This is a genomic window from Rhizobacter sp., from assembly GCF_032229685.1.
Lineage (GTDB): Bacteria > Pseudomonadota > Gammaproteobacteria > Burkholderiales > Burkholderiaceae_C > LMDS01.
In genome coordinates this window covers 331,519-347,595 of record NZ_JAVTWP010000031.1, presented here as the reverse complement: position 1 = coordinate 347,595, position 16,077 = coordinate 331,519, and the positions used below count along the sequence as shown (strand labels likewise).

The following is a 16,077-nucleotide window of genomic DNA, read 5'->3' as shown; positions in this document are numbered from 1 at the left end:
CGGCACACTCTTTGCTCGGTGCCTTGTACAAGAATGCCCATCGCGGATGCGCACCCACCGCCTCTCGCAGCAAGCCTCATGAAAACTGCTTCCGCTCACTCATCGAAGCCCGCCAAACCGGTGGTGCTGGTGCCCGCCTGCAACCGCATGATGGGCCAGCACCCGTTCCACGTGGCCGGCAAGAAATACATCGACGCGGTGCGGCTCGCGGGCTGCCAGCCGTTGGTGGTGCCTTCGGCCGAGGTGGGCGAGATCGACGCGCTGCTCGATCTGGCCGACGGCGTGTTCCTCACCGGCTCGGCCTCGAACGTGCACCCGAGCCACTTCGGCGAAGACGTGCACGACACGACGCTGCCGCTCGACACCGACCGTGACGACTGGACGCTGCCGCTGATTCCGCGCGCGCTTGAGCGTGGCATTCCGCTGTTCGCGATCTGCCGTGGCTTCCAGGAAGCCAACGTCGCGCTCGGCGGCTCGCTGCACCAGGCGGTGCAGGAAGTGGCGGGCCAGTTCGACCACCGTGGCGCCAAGGACGGCACGGCCGAAGAGCAGTACGCCCAGGCGCACGACGTGGCGGTGTTGCCGGGTGGCACGCTGGCCCGCGTGCTTGGGGAAAGCCGCGTCGAGGTCAACTCCGTGCACGGCCAGGGTGTGAACCGCCTGGCCGCGGGGCTGCGGGTCGAGGCCGTGGCGCCCGACGGCCTGGTCGAAGCTTTTTCTGTCGATGCCGCACCGGCCTTCAACCTGTGCGTGCAATGGCATCCCGAATGGCAGGCGGCGAACAACCCGGTCTCGATGCGCTTGTTCCGCGCGTTCGGCGTGGCGTGTGCCGCGTTCCGCGACCGCCACCGAGTCCCGCACCAGGACCCGGATCGATAGTGGCGCCGAGCGCAACCCGTTGCGCGCACCACAACCCGATTCCGAACTCATCCCGGCGCGTCGACACCCCGACCCGCCCCACATTCCCAGGTGCCCCATGGTGGACAAAAGCAACTTCACATTCGCCGACCTAGAAAACTGGTTCAACGAACGCCGCGTGACCGAGATCGAATGCCTCGTGCCCGACCTGACCGGCGTGGCACGCGGCAAGATCCTGCCGCGCGAAAAATTCACCGAAGACCGTGGCATGCGCTTGCCCGAAGCCATCGTCGGCATCGGCGTGACCGGCAACTTCCCGGAAGACGGCCCGTACTACGACGTGATCCACCCGACCGACCGCGACATGCACCTGCGGCCCGACCCGAGCACGGTGCGCATCGTGCCCTGGGCCGTGGACCCGACGGCGCAGGTGATCCACGACTGCTTCGACCGCGACGGCAACATGATCCCGTACGCGCCGCGCTCGGTGCTGCGCCGCATCTGCGACCTCTACGCCACCGAAGGCTGGGAGCCGGTCGTCGCCCCCGAACTCGAGTTCTACCTGATCGAGCGCAACTCCGACCCGAACACGCCGCTGCGCCCACCCAAAGGCCGCAGCGGCCGGGCAGAAACCTCGCGCCAGGCCTATTCGATCGACGCGGTGAACGAGTTCGACCCGCTGTTCGAAGACATCTACGCCTACTGCGAGCAGATGGAATTGAACGTCGACACGCTGATCCACGAGGTCGGCGCCGGGCAGATGGAGATCAATTTCTTCCACGACCACCCGCTCGGTCTGGCCGACGAGGTGTTCTTCTTCAAGCGCACGATCCGCGAGGCGGCGCTGCGCCACGAGATGTATGCCACCTTCATGGCCAAACCGATGGCCAACGAGCCGGGCAGCGCGATGCACGTGCACCAGAGCATCGTCAGCAAGCTCACCGGCAAGAACATCTTCAGCAACGAAGACGGCTCGCCGAGCAAGGAGTTCTACTGGTACATCGGCGGCCTGCAGAAGTACACGCCGGCGGCGATGGCGCTGTTCGCGCCCTACGTCAATTCCTACCGGCGGCTGGCGCGCTCGACGGCGGCGCCGATCAACATCCAGTGGGGCAGCGACAACCGCACCGTCGGCATCCGCTCGCCGGTGGCCACGGCCGCCGCGCGTCGCATCGAGAACCGCGTGATCGGCGCCGACGCCAACCCCTACGTGGCACTCGCCGCCACGCTCGCCTGCGGTTACCTCGGCATGAAGAACCGCATCGAACCCGCGCCCGAATGCAAGGGCGACGCCTACCTGTCGGAATACCAGCTGCCACGCTCGCTGAGCGAAGCGCTGGGCTGGCTCGCCGACGAAAAAGACCTGCACGACGTGCTCGGCAAGGACTTCATCACCGTCTATTCCGAAGTGAAGGAGATCGAACACGACGAGTTCATGAAGGTGATCTCGCCGTGGGAGCGCGAGCACCTGCTGCTGCACGTCTGACCTGCCGACACACACGGAGCACACCATGTCGAACAACATCGTCATCCAGGCGCCCGCCCTGGCGCAGCGGCGCAGCACCAAGGAATGGCAGGCCGCCGACGCCGCTCACTACCTGCACCCGTTCACCGACTTCAAGTCGCTCGCGGCCAAAGGCTCGCGCATCGTCACCAAGGCCGACAACATCTACCTCTGGGACAGCGACGGCCACAAGATCCTCGACGCGATGTCGGGCCTGTGGTGCGTGAACGTGGGTTACGGCCGCCAGGAACTGATCCGTGCCGCGACTCAGCAGATGACCGAGCTGCCGTTCTACAACAGCTTCTTCCAGACCGCCACGCCGCCGGCGATCGAGCTGGCCGAGCTGTTGGCGCGGGTCACCCCGCCGCAGTTCAAGCACGTGTTCTTCTCGGGCTCGGGCTCGGAGGGCAACGACACTGTCGTGCGCATGGTGCGCCGCTACTGGGACGTGCTGGGCCAGCCCGAGCGCACGGTCATCATCAGCCGGCACAACGCGTACCACGGCTCGACCATGGCCGGCGCTTCGCTCGGAGGCATGAGCGGCATGCACGCGCAGGGCGGGCTGCCGATTCCCGGCATCACGCACATCGAACAGCCTTTCTGGTTCGAGCTTGGGCAAGGGCTGAGCCGCGAAGAATTCGGGCTGAAAGCCGCGAGCTGGCTCGAGGCAAAGATCCTCGAAGTCGGCGCCGACAAGGTCGCGGCCTTCATCGGCGAGCCGGTGCAGGGTGCGGGCGGCGTGATCGTGCCGCCCGAGACCTACTGGCCCGAGATCCAGCGCATCTGCGACAAGTACGGCGTGTTGCTCGTCTCCGACGAAGTCATCTGCGGTTTCGGCCGCACCGGCCACTGGTTCGGCTGCGAGCGTTTCGGCTTCAGGCCCGACCTGATGACCTTCGCCAAAGGCGTGACCTCGGGCTACGTGCCGCTCGGCGGCGTGATGGTCGGCGAACGCATCGCCAAGGTGATGATCGACCAGGGCGGCGAGTTCAACCACGGCTACACCTACTCGGGCCACCCGGTGGCCTGCGCGGTGGCGGTGGCCAACATCAAGCTGCTGCAGCGCGAAGGCATCGTCGAGCGGGTGCACGACGATGTCGGCCCCTACCTGGCGCAGCAGTTCGCCCTGCTTGCCGACCACCCGCTCGTGGGCGAGGTGCAGACCTGCGGCCTGATGGGCGCGGTGCAGTTGGTGCAAGACAAGGCCTTGGGCAAGACCTTCCCGGGCGAGCTCGAAGTCGGCATGGTTTGCCGCGGCCACTGCTTCGGCAACGGCTTGATCATGCGCGCCGTCGGCGACCGCATGATCGTGGCGCCGCCGCTTGTGATCACCCGCGCGCAGATCGACGAGATGATGACGCTGATCCGCCGCTGCCTCGACCTCACGCTGGCCGACGCCACGCGCCAAGGCTGGCTGCGTGCGGCCTGACACTCAAGATGGCACGGGGTTTGCCTGTAGCTGGCGAGGCGCCCACGCTGGCTAGACTGCCCGACGCGCCCCGGATTCGACACCACTTCCAATGACAAGGACTCGACCATGAAACGGATGTTCAACACCCTGCTCTCGCTGGCTTCGATCGGGGCGGCCACGGCCCTGCTGTTCGCCGGCCCCGCCCGGGCGCAGGAGGAAGAAAAGCTGCTGAACGTCTACAACTGGTCCGACTACATCGCCGAAGACACGATCAAGAACTTCGAAAAGGAAACGGGCATCAAGGTCCGCTACGACAACTTCGACAACAACGAGATCGTTCACGCCAAGCTGGTGGCGGGCAAGACCGGCTACGACGTGGTCGTGCCCTCGAGCGGCTGGGCCAAGCTGCAGGCCGACGGCGGCCTGCTGCGCAAGATCGACAAGAGCCTGATCCCGAACTACAAGAACCTCGACCCCGACATTCAGGCCCAGCTCGCCAAGCTCGACCCGGGCAACCAGTTCATGGTGAACTGGCTGTGGGGTTACGACACGGTCGGCATCAACGTCGACAAGGTCAAGGCCGCCCTGGGCAACATGCCGATGCCCGACAACGCCTGGGACCTGATCTTCAAGCCCGAGTACATCTCCAAGCTGAAGTCGTGCGGCGTCTCCTTCCTCGACTCCGCGACCGAGGTCGTGCCGGCCGCTCTCTGGTACCTCGGCAAGAACGCGTACAGCAAGAACCAGGGTGACTACGCTGCCGTGGCCACACTGCTGAAGTCGATCCGCCCCTACGTGACGCTGTTCAGCGCCTCGGGCTACATCAACGACATGGCCAGCGGCTCGATCTGTCTGGCTTTCGGCTGGTCGGGTGACATCAACATCGCGAAGAACCGCGCGATCGAAGGCAAGACCGGGCAGAAGATCGAAGCGCTGCTGCCCAAGACCGGCGGCCTGCTGTTCTTCGACACCATGGTGATTCCGGCCGACGCGCCGCACCCCGGCAACGCGCACAAGTTCATCAACTACATCCTGCGCCCCGAGGTGCACGCGAGCATCACCAACAAGGTGTTCTACGCCAACCCGAACAAGGAATCGCGCAAGTTCATCAAGCCCGAGGTGGCAAACGACCCGACGGTGTTCCCGGTCGAGGCCGAGATGAAGAAGATGTCGGTGCCCGAAGCGATCAACAACGACATCCGTCGCCTGATGACGCGCACCTACACCTCGTTCAAGACCGGCCTGTGATTCACCCGGAAAGCGTGTGATGGCTGCAGAAGCATTTCTCCAGATCCGCAACGTCGTCAAGGACTTCAGCGGCTACAAGGCGGTCAACAACGTCAGCATCGACATCGCCAAGGGCGAGATCTTCGCGCTGCTCGGCTCCTCGGGCTGCGGCAAGACCACGCTGCTGCGCATGCTGGCCGGCTTCGAGACGCCGACCTCGGGCAACATCGTGCTCAACGGGCAAGACTTGGCGGGCATGCCGCCCTACGAGAGCCCGATGAACATGATGTTCCAGTCCTACGCGCTGTTCCCGCACATGACGGTGTGGGACAACGTGGCTTTCGGGCCGCGGCGCAGCGGCCTGCCGGCCGCCGAAGTGTCGGCGCGTGTCGAAGAGATGCTGAAGCTGGTGCAGCTCGGCAAGTTCGCCAAGCGCAAGCCGCACCAGCTCTCGGGTGGTCAGCAGCAGCGTGTGGCGCTCGCGCGCAGCCTCGCGAAGAAGCCTCAGTTGCTGCTGCTCGACGAGCCGCTCGGCGCGCTCGACAAGAAGCTGCGCGAAGAAACCCAGATCGAACTCGTCAACATCATCGAGAAGGTCGGCGTAACCTGCGTGATGGTCACGCACGACCAGGAAGAAGCGATGACCATGGCCTCGCGCATCGCGGTGATGAGCGAAGGCCGCTTCCTGCAGGTGGGCGCGCCAAGCGAGATCTACGAAACGCCGGCGAACCGCTTCGTGGCCGACTTCATCGGCAACGTCAACCTGATGGAAGGCACGCTCGCGACCGACGAGGTCGACCACGTGACGATCCGCTGCGCCGACTGCACCCATTACGTCGGCCACGGCATCACCGGCACCGAAGGCATGGGTGTGTCGGTCGCGCTGCGCCCCGAGAAGATCCGCATCACGCGCGACGCGCCGGCGCCGCTCGACGACGAGCCGGGCGCCGCTTTCAACCGCGTGCGTGGCACCGTGAAAGACATGGCCTACTTCGGCAGCTTCACCGTCTATCACCTCGCGCTCGAGAGCGGCTTGGTGCTCAAGATCAGCTCGAGCAACACCGAGCGCCACCGCGCCGACCAGCTGACCTGGGGTGACGAAGCCTGGGCGAGCTGGTCGCCCACCTCGCAAGTGGTGCTCACGGCATGAGCGGCAGCCTGAAACACGGCAGCCGGAGCGGCCGCTGGGCCGTGATCGGCGTGCCCTATTTCTGGCTGCTGCTGTTCTTCATGCTGCCGTTCCTGATCGTGTTGAAGATCAGCGTCTCCGAAATGGAGACCGTCACCTTCAAAGACGTGCTGACCTGGAAAGACGGCGTGCTCGCGCTCTCGCTCAAGCTGAGCAACTACGCGTCGCTGGTGCAGGACGACCTGTACTTCCTGACCTACGTGTCGAGCCTGAAGTACGCCGCTGTCACGACCGTGCTGTGCCTGGCCATCGGCTACCCGTTCGCCTACTTCATGGCACGCGCCAAGCCGACGATCCAGCCGTCGCTGCTGATGCTCGTGATGCTGCCGTTCTGGACTTCGTTCCTGCTGCGTGTGTACGCGTGGAAGGGGCTGCTCAGCGAGCACGGCTGGGCGGCAGACTTCATCTCGGCTCTCGGCCTCGACCGCGTGCTGCTGGTGCTCGGCCTGATCCCGGCGCAAGGCCAGCTGATGAACACGCCTTTCTCGCTGGTGCTGGGCATGACCTACACCTACCTGCCCTTCATGATCCTGCCGCTGTACTCGAACCTGGCCAAGATGGACCTGCGCCTGCTCGAAGCGGCGAGCGACCTGGGCGCCACCGCCTGGGTCGCGTTCTGGAAGATCACCGTGCCCTTGTCGAAGGCCGGCATCATCGCCGGCTCGATGCTGGTGTTCATCCCGTGCGTGGGCGAATACGTGATCCCCGAGCTGCTGGGCGGCCCGCAGACGCAGATGATCGGCCGCACGCTCTGGGACGAGTTCTTCAGCAACAACGACTGGCCGATGGCCTCGACCGTGGCCGTGGCGATGGTGCTGCTGATCATCGTGCCGCTGGCGATCTTCAACAAGTACCAGGCCGAATCGACGGAGAAGCGCGCATGAACGCCGCGGCCATCAACCGTTGGTTCGGCAGAGGCTGGCTGTCGCTGGGTTTCGTCTTCCTGTACCTGCCCATCGTGGCGCTGGTGCTGTATTCGTTCAACGACTCGCCGCTGCCCAACGTGTGGCGCGGCTTCACGCTCAAGTGGTACGCCGCGCTCGGCAGCGACACCGAAATGCTGGCCGGCCTGTGGCTGTCGCTGAAGATCGCTTTCTTCACCGCCTGCTCGTCGGTCGTGCTCGGCACGCTGGCCGCCATCGCGCTGGTGAAGTACCGGCGCTTCAGCGGCCGCACGCTGTTCTCGGGCATGGTCAACGCACCGCTGGTGATGCCCGAAGTCATCATCGGCCTGTCTTTGCTGCTGATGCTGGTGTCGCTGCAGCGCGCGCTCGGCTTCCCCGAGCGTGGCCTCGTCACCATCTGGATGGGCCACTTGCTGCTCGGCATGGCCTACGCCGCGGTGATCGTGCAGGCGCGGCTGCAAGACCTGAATCCGCAGCTCGAAGAGGCCGCGCTCGACCTTGGCGCCAAACCCTGGCAGGTGTTCACGCTGGTCACCTTGCCGATGATCTCGCAGGCGCTCATGTCGGCCTGGCTGCTGACCTTCACGCTCTCGCTCGACGACGTGGTGCTCTCGGCCTTCCTGTCGGGCCCGGGCGCCACCACGATGCCGCTCGTGATCTTCTCGCGCGCCAAGCTCGGGCTGAACCCGAGCGTGAACGCCATCGCCACGCTGATCGTCACGCTCGTGACCATCGGTGTCGTGGCCGCGAGTTACGTGATTGCCCGGCGCGAACGCATCCGCGCCGCTGAAATGGCCGCCGCCGTGCGCGCCGGCTGAACACCGCACAACCAACGATTCAACAAGAGGAGAGACCGCATGAAGAGACTCCAGCCACACGCCATCGCTATCGCCAGCGCCCTCGCCCTGGCGGCGGCCGCACCAAAGCTCGCGCTGGCGCAGTCGAACGATGCGCTGATGAAAGAGCTGAAGGCGCTGAAAGACCGCGTCACGCAGCTCGAAGAAGCACTGAAAGCCAAAGACGCCAAGCCCGCCGATGCCGACAAACAATGGGGCATGACGCCGCAGCAGGTGCAGGACTTCAACCGCGTCAGCGTGAAGACCGAAGCGCTCGAAGACGCGATCGAGGCCCAGGGTTTCAAGGGCCTGAAGATCAGCGGCCAGATGGACCCGAGCTTCATCTACAACAAGCGCCAAGACCGGGCCGGCTTCCAGTTCCTGAACGCGGTCGGCGACGACGGCTACAACTACGACAACTCGTACTTCGGCATGGCGATGATCGACTTCCAGAAAGAAATGGAAGGCGGTACCAAATGGCGCCTGACGCTCGCGCCGAACCGTGGCGTGGGCGCGGTGTTCGACGGCCAGTCGATCGTGCACGAAGCGAGCGTCTCAATCCCGCTCGGCGACCTGCAGACACGCCTGATCGCCGGCCAGATCCCCGACTGGTCGGGCTACGAATACCTGCCGCCGACGCAGAACAAGCTGATCACGCACAACCTGCTGTTCGACTTCACGCTGCCCACCGCCTACACCGGCGCCGGCATGGAAATCACCAGCGGCAAGTGGATCGTGAAGGGCGTCGTCGCCAACATGAACGCCTCGCGCAAGACCAGCGGCAACAAGACACCGGTGCTCGCCTACCGCGTCGACTACTCCAAGGGCGAATACCAGGGCTTCGGTTTTGCCGGCGTGCACGGCAAGGGCGCTAACTTCCGCGCCGACGACGGCGTGGGCAACCCGGTCAGCGGCCTGCCCTACGACACGCGCGACACCTCGATCAACCTGCTCGAGTTCGACGCCTACTTCATCCGCGGCGACTGGACGGTGCTCGGCCAGGTCAGCTATGGCCAGCAGAAGAAGGGCGCGATCACGGCCGACCCGCTCACCGGTGACCTGCGTGATTCGCGCTGGTACGGCGCTTCGGTGCTGGCGGCCTACAAGTTCACGCCGCGCTTCGAGGGCATCGCGCGCGTCGACTACATCAACAACAAGAAGAACGGCGGCGGCCTGCTCGGCTACACCTTCGCCGACGACCGCAACGGCATCGGCCCCGGTTATGTGGACGACGGTGCCGGCGGCTGGATGGCCGGCGACCAGGAACGTGGCGCGAACCGCATGGCCATTTCCTTCGGCGTGGGCTATCTGTTCAACGCCAACACCACCTTCAAGGCCGAGTACCGCCTCGACCGCGCCAACCAGGCCGTGTTCATCGACGCGAAGGACGGCGGCTACAGCAAGTCCAACCACCTGCTCGGCGCCTCGATGGTGCTGAGCTTCTGACGCACCGCCCATGGCCACGACCAGCAAGCCCGCACCAATCGACTGGCGTGCGCGAGCCGCCGAACTTCAATTCGACGGTCGCGGGCTGATCGGCGGCCAGCGTGTGGCGGCGGCGTCGGGTGAAACCTTCGACAGCATCTCGCCCATCGACGGGCGGGTGCTGACGGCCGTGGCGCGGGGCCGCGCACCCGACATCGACGCGGCGGTGGCCTCGGCGCGGCAGGCCTTCAATGACGGGCGCTGGTCGGGCAAGCCGCCGGCCGTGCGCAAGAAGGTGCTGCAGCGGTTCTCGGAATTGATCCTCGGTGCGAAAGAAGAGCTCGCGCTGCTCGAAACGCTCGACATGGGCAAGCCGATCCAGTACAGCCTGGCCGTCGACGTGGGCGCCACGGCACGCTGCATCGCCTGGTACGCCGAAGCCATCGACAAGGTCTACGACGAGATCGCGCCGACCGGCAGCAACGCGCTCGCGTTGATCACGCGCGAACCCATGGGCGTGATCGGCGCGGTGGTGCCCTGGAACTACCCGATGATCATGGCCGCCTGGAAGCTCGGGCCTGCGCTGGCCACCGGCAACAGCGTGGTGCTCAAACCGAGCGAGAAGTCGCCGCTGACGGCCTTGCGTCTTGCCGAACTGGCGATCCAGGCCGGCTTGCCCGAGGGCGTGTTCAACGTCGTGCCCGGCTTCGGCGGCGAAGCGGGCGAGGCTCTCGCCCTGCACATGGACGTCGACGCCATCGGCTTCACCGGCAGCACCCGTGTGGGCCGCAAGATGCTCGAATACGCGGGCCGCAGCAACCTCAAGCGCGTCTACAACGAGCTCGGCGGCAAGTCGGCCTTCGTCGTGTTCGACGATTTCGAAGACGTGGCGCGTGCCGCGAAAACGGCCGCCGGGAGCCTGTTCTTCAATGCGGGCGAAAGCTGCAATGCGCCCTCGCGCGTGTTCGTGCACGAGTCGGTGGCCGACGAGTTCACGGCCATCGTCCAGGCCGAAGCGCCGAAATACGCTCCCGGGGACCCGCTCGGTGGCCAGGCGCAGATCGGCGCCATCGTCGACGAGACACAGATGCGCACCGTGCTCGGCTACATCGAGGCCGGCCGCAGCGAAGGCGCGCGCGTGCTCAACGGCGGCAAGCAGGTGATGAGCGAAACGGGCGGCTACTACATCGAGCCGACGGTGTTCGATGGGGTGAGCAACCAGATGAAAATCGCGCGCGAAGAGATCTTCGGGCCGGTGCTCTCGGTGATCCGCTTCAAGACCGAAGCCGAGGTCGTGGCCATGGCCAACGACAGCGCCTACGGCCTGCAGGCCAGCGTGTGGAGCGACAACATCAACCGCGCCCACCGCGTGGCGCGCGCGCTGCGCGCCGGCACCGTGCACGTGAACCAGTACGACGAAGACGACATCACCGTGCCTTTCGGCGGCTTCAAGCAGAGTGGCAACGGCCGCGACAAATCGCTGCACGCCTTCGACAAATACACCGAGCTCAAGACCACGTGGATCCGCATCGACGCGGAATGAAGGGGCCAGCGCCATGAACCACTCGAAGAACGAACAGCTGATGGCCCGCAAGGCCGCCGCCACGCCGCGCGGCGTGGGCGTGATGGGCACGTTCTTCGCAGACCGTGCCGACAACGCCGAACTGTGGGACGTGGAAGGCCGGCGCTACATCGACTTCGCCGGCGGCATCGCCGTGATGAACACCGGCCACGGCAACCCGCAGGTCGTGGCCGCCGTCGCCGCGCAGTTGCAGCGCTTCACGCACACCTGCTACCAGGTCGTGCCGTATGAAAGCTACATCGCGCTGGCCGAGAAACTCAATGCGCTCACGCCGGGCACACACGCCAAGAAGACCGCGCTGTTCTCGACCGGCGCCGAAGCGATCGAGAACGCGGTCAAGATCGCACGCTCGTACACCAAGCGCTCAGGCGTGATCGCCTTCAGCGGCGCCTTCCACGGCCGGAGCCTCTTCGCCGTGTCGCTCACCGGCAAGGTGCAGCCCTACAAGGCCGGCTTCGGGCCGTTCGCGCCCGAGGTCTACCACGCGCCCTTCCCTTGCCACTGCGCGAACCTCGACGAGGTGAAGAAGGCCGTTCAGCACATCTTCAAGGCCGACATCGAACCGAGCCGCGTGGCGGCCATCGTGTTCGAGCCGGTGCAGGGCGAAGGTGGTTTCAACGTGATCCAGCATGAGGCTGTGAAGTGGTTGCGCGCGCTGTGCGACGAACACGGCATCGTGCTCATTGCCGACGAGATCCAGACCGGTTTCGGGCGCACCGGCAAGATGTTCGCGATGGAACATTTCGGCGTGCTGCCCGACCTGATGACGATCGCCAAATCGCTCGCCGGCGGCCTGCCGCTCTCGGCCGTGACCGGCCGCGCCGAGATCATGGACGCGCCCGCGCCCGGTGGCCTGGGCGGCACCTACGCCGGCAACCCGCTCGCCATCGCGGCGGCGCACGCGGTGATCGACGTGATGGCGGCCGAGCGCCTGCCCGAGCGCGGCCAGAGGTTGGGCGACCGTCTGAAGGCCGTGCTCGAATCGCTGCGCGCCGAGGTGCCACAGATCGCCGACGTGCGCGGCCTCGGTGCGATGGTCGCGGTCGAGTTCAACCAGCCCGGCAGCGGCGCGCCCGACGCCGACTTCACTCGATCAGTGCAGGCCGAGGCGTTGAAGCGCGGCCTGATCCTGCTGACCTGCGGCGTCAACGCCAACGTCGTGCGTTTCCTGTTCCCGCTCACCGTCAGCGAGCCGGTGTTCGACGAGGCGATGCAGATTCTTCGCTCCGGAATGCACGCCGCCCTCGCATGAGCCGGGCCGACGACGAGACCGTTCAACGCCTGCAAGCATCGCTGGCCGCCGAGGGCGTGCACACGCTGATCGCGCAGTTCACCGACATCCACGGCGTGGCCAAGGGCAAGCTCGTGCCCCTGGCGCACCTGGGCACCGTGTTGGGCACCGGTGCAGGCTTCTCGGGCCCGTCGATCGCCGGTACCGGCCTGCCGCGCATGGGCCCACGTTCCGAGTACTACGGGCGCGGTGATGCGCTCACGGCGCGCGCGCTGCCGTGGATGCCGGGTTACGCCGGCATCGTGTGCGACGGGTTCGTTGCCGGTGAACCCTTCGAGGCCTGCCCGCGCCAGGTGCTGCGGCGCCAGATCGCGCGCCTTGCCGAACGCGGCTGGGCGCTGCAGACCGGCATCGAGCCCGAGTTCTTCTTGTTGCGCCGCGGTGCGAACAGCGTCGAGCCCGCCGATGCGAACGACCGCCTGGCCAAACCGTCTTACGACCTGAAGAGCCTGCCGCGCCAGCACGCCTTTCTGGCCGAGCTGGCCGAGGGCTTGCGCGCTTGCGGGCTCGACGTGTTTCAGGCCGATCACGAAGACGCGCAAGGCCAGTACGAGATCAACTTCATGCACGCCGACGCGCTGGCCAGCGCCGACGCGCTGATGCGCTTCAAGCAGGCAGCCCACGTGCTTGCCGAGCGCCATGGCAGCGTCTTCTCGATGATGCCCAAGCCCTTCGCCAACCAACCCGGCAGCGGCATGCACTTTCATGTGTCGCTGTGGCAGGGCGAACGTTCCCTGTTCGACGACACGGCCCAGGGCATGCCCGAACTGCTGCGGCACTTCATCGGCGGTGTGCTCGCCCATTCGGCAGCGCTGTGCGCGGTTGCGGCGCCGACCGTCAATTCCTACAAGCGGCTCGTCGTCGGCGAGTCGCTGTCGGGCACGAGCTGGGCGCCGGCGGTGGTGGCGCACGGCCCGAACAACCGCACGGCGCTGGTCCGCACCCTGCCCGGCCGTTTCGAATGGCGCCTGCCCGACGCCTCGGCCAACCCGTATCTCGCCACCGCGGCGCTGATCGCCGCCGGGCTCAACGGGGTCGACCGCCGCCTCGAACCGGGCGAGGCGTGTACCGACGACTTGTTCGAATGCACGCCCGCCGAGTTGGCCACGCGTGGCATCGGCCTGTTGCCGCAGAGCCTCGGCGAAGCGGTCGCCGCGCTCGAAGCCGACGCCACCGTTCAGCAAGCCCTCGGCGCCGCCTTGAGCGCGGAGTTCATCAGCCTCAAGCGCGCCGAATGGTCGGCTTATGCACGCCACGTGAGCGCCTGGGAACTGGAGCGTTATGCCGACGTCTTCTGAAGCCTTGCATGGCTTCTGGCGTTGGCACGCCGCGCGATGAGCGCCACGCCGGTTCCCTGGCTCGCGTACCTCAGCCTGGCCGCCAGCATGGCGCTGGTGGGCAGCTACGTGGGCCTGTCGAAAGTACTGGTCGTGGTGTTCCCGATCTTCCTGCTGGCCCTGCTTCGTTTTGGCATGGCCGCGGTGGCGATGGCGGGCTGGGTTCGGCGCGGCCCGAACGAAGCGCCGCTGAGCCGACATGATCGCTGGCTGTTGTTCTTCGAGTCGTTCTTCGGCAACTTCCTGTTCTCGATCTGCATGCTGTTCGGCGTGTCGATGAGTTCGGCGCTCGAGGCCGGCGTGATCATGGCCGGCATTCCGGCCGCGGTCGCGTTGATGTCGCGTGTGTTCCTGAAAGAGCGCATCGCACTGCCGGTGATGGCCGGCATCGTCTGCGCGGTGGGCGGCATCGCGCTCGTGTCCGTCACGAAAAACGGCAGCGCCACGCACGGCGGCTCGCTGCTCGGCAACCTGTTGCTGGTTGGCGCGGTGCTGTGCGAAGCCAGCTACGTGGTGATGGGCAAGAAGCTCACAGGCAACGTGAGCCCGAAGCGCATCAGCGCGCTGATCAACCTGTGGGGGCTGGTGCTCGTGCTGCCCCTGGGGCTTTGGCAGGCGCTGCAATTCGACTTCACGGCGGTGGCCGCTGGTTCGTGGTGGCTGCTGCTGTTCTACTCGATCGCGGCCAGCGTGGTCACGGTCTGGCTCTGGATGACCGGCCTGCAGCACGTGCCGGCCGCCAAAGCCGGCGTCTTCACGGTGATGCTGCCCGTGAGCGCGGCCGCGGTCGGCGTGCTGCTGCTGGGCGAGCAGTTCAGCGCCGCACAGGCGGCGGCGTTCGCGCTGGCCTTGCTCGGCGTCGTGCTCGCGACCTGGCCTCAGGCCGGACCGAAGCCCCTATGACAATTGGGCAGGGCAGGCCTGAGTTGAGTCGCCTGCGGTGCGCAATTTCATAGGCGCTTCCCTTCGGCGACTCAGGCCAGCGCAGGCACCGCAGCACGCGCGAGCTGAGACACCTTGGCCGGGTCGTCGGCCTTGAAGCGGTGGTCCGACCACACCTGGCGCCAGTGGCGCGCACCCGGCAGGCCGTTGCGCAGGCCGAGCAGGTGGCGTGACACGTGCGACCAGGGCTCGCCGCGCGCGGTCACCGAGCGCATGTAGTCGACCATCCTGGCTTCTATGGCATCGCGGTCGTGCTGCGGCGGTGCCTCTCCGAAGTGGCGCGCGTCCCAGTCGGCCATGACCCAGGGGTTGTGATAGGCCTCGCGGCCGAGCATCACGCCGTCGACGAAGGCGAGCTGCTCTTCGATCTGCGCGTTCGTCTTCACGCCGCCGTTGAGCACGATCGTGAGCCCCGGGAAGTCACGCTTGAGCCGGTGCACGGTCTCGTAGCGCAGTGGCGGCAGTTCGCGGTTCTCTTTCGGGCTGATGCCTTTCAGCCAGGCGTTGCGTGCGTGCACGATGAACACCTCGCAGCCGGCCTGCGCCACCGTGCCGACGAAGTCGCGCACGAACTCGTAGCTCTCGGTGCGGTCGATGCCGATGCGGTGTTTCACCGTCACCGGCAACGACACGGCGTCGCGCATCGCCTTCACACCGTCGGCCACCAGTTGCGGCTCGGCCATCAGGCAGGCACCGAACGCGCCGCGCTGCACCCGCTCGCTCGGGCAACCGCAGTTCAGGTTCACCTCGTCGTAAGCCCATTGCTGCGCCAGCTTCGCGCACAGCGCCAGGTCGGCCGGCTCGCTGCCGCCGAGTTGCAGGGCAACCGGGTGCTCTTCGGGGTTGAAGTCGAGATGCCGGGGCACGTTGCCGTGCAGCAAGGCACCGGTCGTCACCATCTCGGTGTACAGACGCGTGTGGCGGGTCAGCAGGCGGTGGAAAAAGCGGCAATGCCGGTCGGTCCAGTCCATCATCGGTGCGACAGACAGGCGCCAGGGGTTGGGTTGCGGGTTCAAGACGGTCTCGGATTCGACGGTGGCGCCCGCGGCAGAACGCCAGGCGCGGCGCATCTTACTGAAGTTGCACTTCGTGGCCGCCAGGCCCGGTCGCATCGGTTTCTGGGGTTTTGCTTGTAAACGCGAACGCTTCGCATTACATTCGATTCTCATCGATCCAACCCCTGCCCCATTCATGATCGTCTGCATCTGCCACCGAGTCTCCGACCGCGACATCGCGCGCGAAGTCAAAGCCGGCTGCCGTGACTTCGGCGAACTGCAGGAAGAACTGCGCGTCGCCACCGCGTGCGGCGCCTGCACCGACTGCGCACGCCAGACCTTCGACGGCCAGGTGCGTGCGGCGCAGAGCGTTGCGGCGCCTCTGCGCTTGTGCCCCGTCGTCAACCACCGGCCGGCGCTCGCGGCCTGATCCGCCTTCGGCAGCAGCCTTTGCCACTGCAGCGAGCGAACCACCGCTGCCGCAGTAAGCTGCAGCGTCACGTCTTTGCCATGGCGCACTTTTGAATCACTGCACGGTCTTGCTGCGTTTGATGCCGCTCATGTGTGCTGGCCTG

At 66.2% G+C, this 16,077-nt stretch carries 14 protein-coding genes; 13 read left to right on the top strand and 1 reads right to left on the bottom strand.

Features of this window, described 5'->3' with window-relative positions; genetic code table 11:
* Nucleotides 1-78 precede the first annotated feature (78 nt).
* From AC30PD_RS13310 to AC30PD_RS13255, 12 genes are all read left to right on the top strand, one after another.
* A complete protein-coding gene (locus tag AC30PD_RS13310; RefSeq protein ID WP_489536132.1) occupies nt 79-879 on the top strand; it encodes a gamma-glutamyl-gamma-aminobutyrate hydrolase family protein in 801 nt (266 codons plus the stop codon).
* Between the two features lie 97 nt (nt 880-976).
* Nucleotides 977-2,344, top strand: a complete 1,368-nt coding sequence (locus AC30PD_RS13305) for a glutamine synthetase family protein (protein ID WP_489536131.1) — start codon at nt 977-979, stop codon at nt 2,342-2,344.
* Between the two features lie 25 nt (nt 2,345-2,369).
* A complete protein-coding gene (locus AC30PD_RS13300) occupies nt 2,370-3,791 on the top strand; it encodes an aspartate aminotransferase family protein (RefSeq protein ID WP_489536130.1) in 1,422 nt (473 codons plus the stop codon).
* Nucleotides 3,792-3,899: 108 nt separating this feature from the next.
* Entirely contained in the window at nt 3,900-5,021 is a 1,122-nt protein-coding gene (locus AC30PD_RS13295; RefSeq protein ID WP_489536129.1) for a polyamine ABC transporter substrate-binding protein, read from the top strand.
* 19 nt (nt 5,022-5,040) lie between these two features.
* Entirely contained in the window at nt 5,041-6,150 is a 1,110-nt protein-coding gene (locus AC30PD_RS13290; protein WP_489536128.1) for an ABC transporter ATP-binding protein, read from the top strand.
* Entirely contained in the window at nt 6,147-7,073 is a 927-nt protein-coding gene (locus AC30PD_RS13285; RefSeq protein WP_489536127.1) for an ABC transporter permease, read from the top strand. Before AC30PD_RS13290 ends, AC30PD_RS13285 begins: the two co-directional genes overlap by 4 nt.
* A complete protein-coding gene (locus AC30PD_RS13280; RefSeq protein WP_489536126.1) occupies nt 7,070-7,912 on the top strand; it encodes an ABC transporter permease in 843 nt (280 codons plus the stop codon). The genes AC30PD_RS13285 and AC30PD_RS13280 overlap by 4 nt, the downstream gene beginning before the upstream one ends.
* A gap of 39 nt (nt 7,913-7,951) precedes the next feature.
* On the top strand, nt 7,952-9,376 hold the full coding sequence (locus tag AC30PD_RS13275; protein WP_489536125.1) for a DUF3138 family protein: 1,425 nt from the start codon (nt 7,952-7,954) through the stop codon (nt 9,374-9,376).
* A 10-nt stretch (nt 9,377-9,386) separates the two neighbouring features.
* Nucleotides 9,387-10,898: an aldehyde dehydrogenase gene (locus AC30PD_RS13270; RefSeq protein ID WP_489536124.1), complete on the top strand. Its 1,512-nt coding sequence runs from the start codon at nt 9,387-9,389 to the stop codon at nt 10,896-10,898.
* Between the two features lie 13 nt (nt 10,899-10,911).
* Nucleotides 10,912-12,189, top strand: a complete 1,278-nt coding sequence (gabT, locus tag AC30PD_RS13265; RefSeq protein ID WP_489536123.1) for a 4-aminobutyrate--2-oxoglutarate transaminase — start codon at nt 10,912-10,914, stop codon at nt 12,187-12,189.
* Complete coding sequence (glnT, locus tag AC30PD_RS13260) at nt 12,186-13,526, top strand: type III glutamate--ammonia ligase (protein ID WP_489536122.1); 1,341 nt, start codon at nt 12,186-12,188, stop codon at nt 13,524-13,526. Before gabT ends, glnT begins: the two co-directional genes overlap by 4 nt.
* Nucleotides 13,527-13,562: 36 nt before the next feature.
* On the top strand, nt 13,563-14,468 hold the full coding sequence (locus AC30PD_RS13255; RefSeq protein ID WP_489536121.1) for a DMT family transporter: 906 nt from the start codon (nt 13,563-13,565) through the stop codon (nt 14,466-14,468).
* Between the two features lie 71 nt (nt 14,469-14,539).
* Here AC30PD_RS13255 and dusA read toward each other — a convergent pair whose 3' ends face one another.
* Complete coding sequence (gene dusA, locus AC30PD_RS13250) at nt 14,540-15,481, bottom strand: tRNA dihydrouridine(20/20a) synthase DusA (RefSeq protein ID WP_489536340.1); 942 nt, start codon at nt 15,479-15,481, stop codon at nt 14,540-14,542.
* Nucleotides 15,482-15,698: 217 nt separating this feature from the next.
* Between dusA and AC30PD_RS13245 the strand changes: the two genes are divergently transcribed.
* Nucleotides 15,699-15,932: a (2Fe-2S)-binding protein gene (locus AC30PD_RS13245; RefSeq protein WP_489536120.1), complete on the top strand. Its 234-nt coding sequence runs from the start codon at nt 15,699-15,701 to the stop codon at nt 15,930-15,932.
* The last annotated feature ends 145 nt before the right edge of the window (nt 15,933-16,077 follow it).